This window comes from Microcoleus sp. PH2017_35_SFW_U_B, assembly GCF_020737865.1.
In the GTDB taxonomy this organism is placed as follows: Bacteria; Cyanobacteriota; Cyanobacteriia; order Cyanobacteriales; family Microcoleaceae; genus Microcoleus.
In genome coordinates this window covers 38,629-45,251 of the sequence record NZ_JAEQDE010000095.1, presented here as the reverse complement: position 1 = coordinate 45,251, position 6,623 = coordinate 38,629, and the positions used below count along the sequence as shown (strand labels likewise).

Sequence of the window (6,623 nt, the reverse complement as noted above, 5' to 3'; positions counted from 1 at the left end):
CCCAAAATCCCTTTCTTGCCGTAAAAGAGCTGATGGATGGGTGAAAAAATCAACAATTCTACTCCTTGGGACACAGGGAGTCTGCCGGAAAAGATAAGTGATTATCTTGCTAGTTAGGATCACCTTCGGGTGAGTGAAACCTACGGAGGGAGGATAAGACCAGCTTAGAGATGGCTCGCGTCGAGGCTCTCCCGTTGAAAGAGGAAGCCCGCACTCTATTTGTTTACAAAATGAGTGTCGGGTATGTCACGCCTTTAAGGCTTTGCGGGTATGGTACCAAGCTGCCATGCCCATCACTGGAACTAAAAAGCCCAAACTCAGCAGCACGATCCGCAAGCCGAGGTCATCCGATCCCACGGCTTTGCTGACAGCATCCGTCAGCGGGCCGGTCAGTGCTAAAGGCAAGCTGAGAGCAATATTAATCGCATTGTTCTCCAAGCCAAAGACTTTTCCCCGCATAGATTCGGGAGTTTTTTCTTGAATCAAAGCTTGCATCGGGCCGTTAATTAAGGAAGCGCCAAAACCGAACAGAGCACTCAATCCGAATCCCAGCCAAAGCTGTCTGACAAAGGCAAACATTCCCAACACAAAACCCATCATTACGAAACCAATTAATGGCAAAGGTTTGTTGTGCATTCGATCGCCCCAGTGGCCCAAAAACGCCGCGCCGAAGACCATTCCGATGCCCGCAGCAGCCAGCAAAAACCCAAATTGAGTTTCTTTGAGACCTATTTTGCCCGAAAGTGCGATCGCCAGAACTTGCAGCGCCGCAAACACCGAATACAAAATCGTCAACTGCACCATCGCGTTGCTAATCAGGCGATTGTGCTTCAAATACCGCAAACCTTCTTTAAAGTCTTGCCAAGGATGAACATTTTTGCCACTGCTACCGCCGCGATTTTCTTTAATGTGCATCAAGTAGAGCAAACCTGCTGAAATCAGGTACAACCCGCCCAGAAAAAACTCTTGAGAAGCTGGCCCGTAGCTGTGTTTGAGCCAAGTAAATATCGGTTCGCCGATCGTCATTCCGACAATTATCCCGCCCATTGTGGACGAGGCGAACAGAGCATTTGCCGACATCAGTCCCTCTCGCCCCACAGCCAGCGGGATTGCCGCCGCCTCTGCGGGAGCAAAAAATTGCGTTACGGTAGACACTAAAAACGTGAGTACCAACAACACCACAAAAGTTTTGGGCAAAAACGGCAAAGATCCAATCAACACCGCTCGGATCGCGTTGCAGCCGATCAGCATTTGCTTTTTGGAAAAGCGGTCTACCACGATACCGGCCGCCGAACCAAAGACGATCGCCGGTAGCGTGTAGGCGATCATCACCGCTGACAGCATCGAATTTTCCGAATGCTGCCAAGAAACGGGCCAGGGTCGGTAATCGCCTGTTTTCAGCAGAATAATCAGCAATACGTAAAAGATTTTATCCGCCACTTGGGCCAACAACTGGCCAGTCCACAAGGTGAGGAAGGGGCGATTTCTCAGTAGGGCATCAAGCCCGCTGCGGTCAGGGGGAGGGCTAGCTGGGTGCATAGGAATAGTTTAACTGACCGCTTCTGGCAATTATAGTTTTCAGCAATACGTGCAAATCTGACTTGTGCAAAGCGGAAACCGGCGAAAAATCCTGTCTCCTGTGTTCTTTTTCTGTTTTAGCAGATCGGCGACGGACGGCTTGGGTCTTTTTCACTCTAGCGCGATCGGCTCCACACGGCCACCACCGCCGGAAAATCAGGGAATGTTGTTAAATGTTGACCTGCATTATTTCATCGGGAGTACAACATAAGGTAATATATTTGACAAAATAGTTGCTGTTGGCAGTGATCTTAAAAGATGTCACGCCGATTAAGTAATATAACGAACGTAGTAATGTTAGGAGTGAGAAACTTGAAAAAGGTTGAAGCTATTATTCGCCCGTTTAAACTTGACGAAGTGAAAATCGCACTCGTCAATGCTGGGATTGTGGGGATGACTGTTTCTGAAGTTAGAGGTTTTGGCCGTCAGAAGGGCATGACAGAACGCTATCGCGGTTCTGAGTACACTGTTGAGTTCTTGCAAAAGCTCAAGGTCGAGATTGTTGTCGAAAACGATCAGGTTGACATGGTGGTTGATAAAATTATCGCTGCTTCCCGCACGGGCGAGATTGGCGACGGCAAGATTTTCATCTCCACCGTAGAACAAATTATCCGCATTCGGACGGGAGAAAAGAACCTGGAGGCAATCTAGAATACTGGGGAATTGGGAATGGGGAATTGGGAATGGGGCATTGGGCATTGGGCATTGGGCATTGGGCATTGGGCATTGGTAATCAATCACAAATAACCAATAACTAATAACCCATAACAACTGACTTCTTCCTTCTTCCTTTTTCCCTCCGAAATTACTTGACTAATGACTTCATTTGTGGTAATAAAGCCTGGAATGCTTGACCGCGATGGGAGTGCGATCGCTTAATTTCCGGTGTCATTTCCGCAAAACTCTGTTGCTGTGCGGGTACGTAGAAAATCGGATCGTACCCGAAACCTCCCGTACCGCGAGGAGAGTGCAGGATTTCGCCGCGACAAATTCCTTCTACTTGCAGGGCAATTGTACCGTCGGGACGGGCGATCGCGATCGCACACACAAATTGTGCACCCCGGTTCTGTTCGGTTCCCAATTCTTTGAGAAGCCGAGATATCCTGTCAGCATCGGTTTTTCCGTAGCGCGCCGAGTAAATCCCAGGTTGACCGTCGAGTGCATCTACCATTAAACCAGAATCATCGGCGATCGACCATTCACCGATCGCTTTGGCAATTTCCGAAGCTTTCAAACAAGCATTAGCAATAAAAGTCTCGCCAGTTTCCTCAATTTCCAACTCTGCCGGTTTCAGTTGCAACTTCCATCCCAAATCCTGAAGATAAACCTGCATTTCCTTAACTTTGCCAGGATTGCCCGTAGCCACAACTAGCAATTTATTATTTGTCATTATTTCTGTTAAAAATTACGGATCTATCTTAACAAAAGATTGGTGAAACGGCTGCAACAAAATTCCCAAAATCTTATCAACGTCTTGAATATAATATTCGATCTGATCGATATAAACAGTAGTTTCCTCCAAAATCAAGAATTTCCAGTTAGTACCCGTTGTCACCGCGCCGTAAATGCGATCGATCTCAGTGTCTTGATTTTGATTAAAAGATTGAGCCGCCACCATTGCTGCAACACATTGACCCAACCCGCCCATAATATCTTCTTTTTTTGCCTCAAAAATTGTTACAACCGGAGCGCTGATGAATAATTGTTCTGGAGAACCGCTCATGATATAATCGCAAAACCCTTGCAAACCTCTTTCTGGATCGACTATAAAATCTTTACCTGAGAAAAGAGAAACTCGTTTGTTTAACATTCGCCTAACTTCTGCCAAAATCGGAGCAATTAAAAATTCCGATCGAGCTTTTTGAGTTGATATGAAAGTTGCGAGTGGCACATAATCGATGAGAATTGTTGTTAATATTTCTGATGGTGTAACAGGTTCTGTGTCTGCAAATAAATTGCGCGTTTCATCTAAAGTTAATCCAAAATCTTTTTTGACTCTCGCAAGGCTGAAATCGCTGTATGCCATTTGCTTTTATACCAATTATTAAAAACTCTTACAACATTCTTCCGTAGGGTGTGGATCTCTTAAAAATCTCTGCATAAAAATCAACTGTTCGAGTGGCGACGCACCTTACACAATTGTTGAATAAACAAGCACGAACAATTATTGTGTATCAAGCTTTGTCAGGTGCGCTGCTTTAAGATTGTTTGTCTAATTTAGAGATTTTTAATGGCGGCACATCCTGCAATACTTTTGATTTATGAATAAGAAAGATTTTTTTGAACCACAGAGGCCGCAGAGAACACAGAGAAAGAGAGGTTTCATATTAATTCATCCGCGTTTATCTGCGTTTATCTGCGGTGGCAAACTCTTCTCAATTCTGTGCCCAACTCTTCGCCCAATTCAAGTTTTGCATCACCTCTTTCAAGGTCGCAGCTTCCGAATACAACCGCAACACTGGTTCAGTACCGCTAAACCGAATTAACAGCCAACTTCCGTCAGCCAAACGGAATTTATATCCGTCAACTTTGTTGCAATCTACAACTGCTTTCCCCGCTATTTCTGTGAGAGGTTGATTTTGCAGCAGCGACAGCAAACGCGCTCTTTCTGCCATGCTTGCTAGATGCAAGTCAATGCGATCGTAAGCTGAAGTAAAATTAGTTTCTGTTTGCAGTCGGCGATAGATGTCGCTCAAATCTTCCCCGGATTTGACAACGGCTTCTAGCAAGTACAGCGCCGATAGCAACGCGTCTCTTTCGGGTATGTGGGTACCGTAGCCGATTCCGCCGGATTCTTCGCCGCCGACTAGGACTTGGGTGGTTAACATTCGATCGGCAATATACTTGTAACCGATCGGCGTTTCAAACAATGGTAAGCCATAAAGTTCGGCAATTTTGGGCATGATGTCGGAACCGCTGACGGTTTTGATGACTTCTCCGGTGAAGCCGCGCCGTTTGGCTAAGTGTTCGATTAATATAGGAACTAGGATTTGAGAACTCAGAAAGTTGCCATTACCGTCAACCGCAGCAATTCGATCGCTATCTCCGTCAAATACAAATCCGATCGACAAACCAGATGCTTTTCGCTGGTGAGTCCGCATGACGCGGAACAACTGCGACAGGTAGCGCGGCAAAGGTTCCGGTGCACCGCCACCAAACAGCGGATCGCGATCGCTGTTGACTTCCTGCACTGTTTCTTCTAATATTTGAGCTAATCCGCCCGCCGCTGCGCCGTGCATTACATCTACAAATACTGTAATTTTCCCGGATGCGATCGCCCCCTTAATCGCTTCAATATCCACCATTTCCCGCAAGGTTTTGCAGTAAGCCGGCCAAGGATTGAAATTTTCCAATTTTCCGGGAGTTGCTGAAAGTGCCGCCGGATTTTCGAGTTTTGCTTCTATCTGTTGCGTAACTTCGGGCGAAACTGAACCGCCAAATCCGCCCTTGACTTTTAATCCTAAATATGCGCCTGGATTGTGGCTGGCTGTCAGGACGATCGCACCTAAAGCATTTAATTGTTTGGCAGCTAAACTAAAAGCCGGAGTTGGGGCGTAGGATTCGCTGAGGAGCACGTCAAATCCGGCGTTTTGGACTGCCTTAGCTGCTGCGAGGGCAAAATCTTCAGCCAGAAATCGGCGATCGTAACCGACAATTACAGTGCCGCTACTGGCATTATTGCCGCCGGTTTGTGCGAGAACTTGTGCTGCTAGGGGAGCTACCAACGCTACGCGATCGAAGGTAAAATCGTCAGCAATGATGCCGCGCCAGCCATCTGTACCGAATTTAATAGGATTCATCGTTTAGTCACAAGCCATAAGTCACTCGTCTATTTTATGAGCTTATTTGGCGATCGTCAGTCTATTTTAGATTTTAGATTTTAGATTTTAGATTTTCTTGCAGCCTTGAATCTGGCAGCTTGAACAAGACTCTAAAATTTGGGGAGCTCCTTTTAACGAGTGTACCTGGCACGGTACCGGTTTTGGGGCTGCTTAAAAGTCATCATTAGTCAGCAGTAAGCAGTCATCAACCGACAACTGACAACCGACAACCGACAGTTGACAACTGACAACTGTCAACCGACAACTGTCAACTGTCAACCGACAACTGTCAACTGTCAACTGTCAACTGTCAACTGTCAACTGTCAACTGTCAACTGTCAACTGTCTAAAAGAATGCCGGTTGGTGGCGGATCAAATTCAGGAATTCTTCGCGAGTTTTTTGTTCCTCCTGAAACACGCCCAACATCGCACTCGTCACTGTCCAAGCACCGGGTTTTTGCACGCCCCGCATCGTCATGCACATATGGCTGGCTTCCATTACTACAGCCACTCCCTGTGGTTCCAATATTGTCTGAACTGCTTCGGCAATTTGGCGCGTCAAACGTTCTTGTACCTGCAATCGTCGGCTGTACATTTCGACAATTCTCGCTAGTTTGCTCAGTCCCACTACTTTTTGGTTGGGAATGTAAGCGACGTGAACTCGACCCATAAATGGCAGCATATGGTGTTCGCACATACTGAAGGCGCTGATATCTCGCACCAGTACCATTTCGTTGTGACCTTCGTCAAAGATAGCGCCGTTGAGGAGTTCTTCGAGGGATTGACTGTAACCGCTGGTGAGAAACCGCATTGCTTCTGCTACCCGCTTCGGGGTTTTGAGCAATCCTTCGCGTTCGGGATCTTCTCCTATTCCCAGCAGCATCGTCCGAACGGCTTCCATCATTTCTTCCTGACCTATTTCTGAGGTTACCGGAACGTTGGATTCTTGACCGTGGGAGGAATTGCGATCGGGTCGAGTGGCGATGCGGGGCAAGTTGTTATCGGCGGTTGCGGGCTGTTTCATGGTGTCAGTTGAGATTGAGTTTGAGCCGTTCGTACCGTTATTCGATGCAATTGTCATAAAAAGTTGGTGTGAGGATGAATCTATTTTCGATTTTCGATTTTCGATTCGGCATATACCTATCGATTTTCGATTTTCGATTGAGGGATAGAACGAGAGATTTAAAGATTGTTGAATTCGATAAAAATCCAGCTTTCTACAAT

At 46.6% G+C, this 6,623-nt stretch carries 7 protein-coding genes; 1 reads left to right on the top strand and 6 read right to left on the bottom strand.

All coding sequences use genetic code 11. The annotated features are described in order from the left end of the window. Positions 1-246 precede the first annotated feature (246 nt). Together JGK36_RS25425 and JGK36_RS25420 are read right to left on the bottom strand one after the other, a co-directional pair. Complete coding sequence (locus tag JGK36_RS25425) at positions 247-1,539, bottom strand: MFS transporter (protein ID WP_293182150.1); 1,293 nt, start codon at positions 1,537-1,539, stop codon at positions 247-249. Continuing rightward, the gene (locus JGK36_RS25420) at positions 1,526-1,693 is read right to left on the bottom strand and encodes a hypothetical protein (protein WP_293182148.1); all 168 of its coding nucleotides are present in this window, start codon (positions 1,691-1,693) and stop codon (positions 1,526-1,528) included. Before JGK36_RS25420 ends, JGK36_RS25425 begins: the two co-directional genes overlap by 14 nt. Positions 1,694-1,890: 197 nt before the next feature. Here JGK36_RS25420 and JGK36_RS25415 point away from each other — a divergent pair, with 197 nt between their 5' ends. Further along, entirely contained in the window at positions 1,891-2,229 is a 339-nt protein-coding gene (locus JGK36_RS25415; RefSeq protein ID WP_293182221.1) for a P-II family nitrogen regulator, read from the top strand. Between the two features lie 154 nt (positions 2,230-2,383). Here JGK36_RS25415 and rdgB read toward each other — a convergent pair whose 3' ends face one another. The 4 genes from rdgB to folE all read right to left on the bottom strand — a co-directional run bounded on the left by rdgB (position 2,384) and on the right by folE (position 6,480). After that, positions 2,384-2,968, bottom strand: a complete 585-nt coding sequence (gene rdgB, locus JGK36_RS25410) for an RdgB/HAM1 family non-canonical purine NTP pyrophosphatase (RefSeq protein WP_293182146.1) — start codon at positions 2,966-2,968, stop codon at positions 2,384-2,386. 15 nt (positions 2,969-2,983) lie between these two features. Then, a complete protein-coding gene (locus JGK36_RS25405; RefSeq protein WP_293182144.1) occupies positions 2,984-3,604 on the bottom strand; it encodes a hypothetical protein in 621 nt (206 codons plus the stop codon). Positions 3,605-3,953: 349 nt separating this feature from the next. Further along, a complete protein-coding gene (locus tag JGK36_RS25400) occupies positions 3,954-5,378 on the bottom strand; it encodes a phosphoglucomutase/phosphomannomutase family protein (RefSeq protein ID WP_293198451.1) in 1,425 nt (474 codons plus the stop codon). A gap of 367 nt (positions 5,379-5,745) precedes the next feature. After that, positions 5,746-6,480, bottom strand: coding sequence for a GTP cyclohydrolase I FolE (gene folE / locus JGK36_RS25395; protein ID WP_293182141.1), 735 nt, complete (start codon positions 6,478-6,480; stop codon positions 5,746-5,748). Between the last annotated feature and the right edge of the window lie 143 nt (positions 6,481-6,623).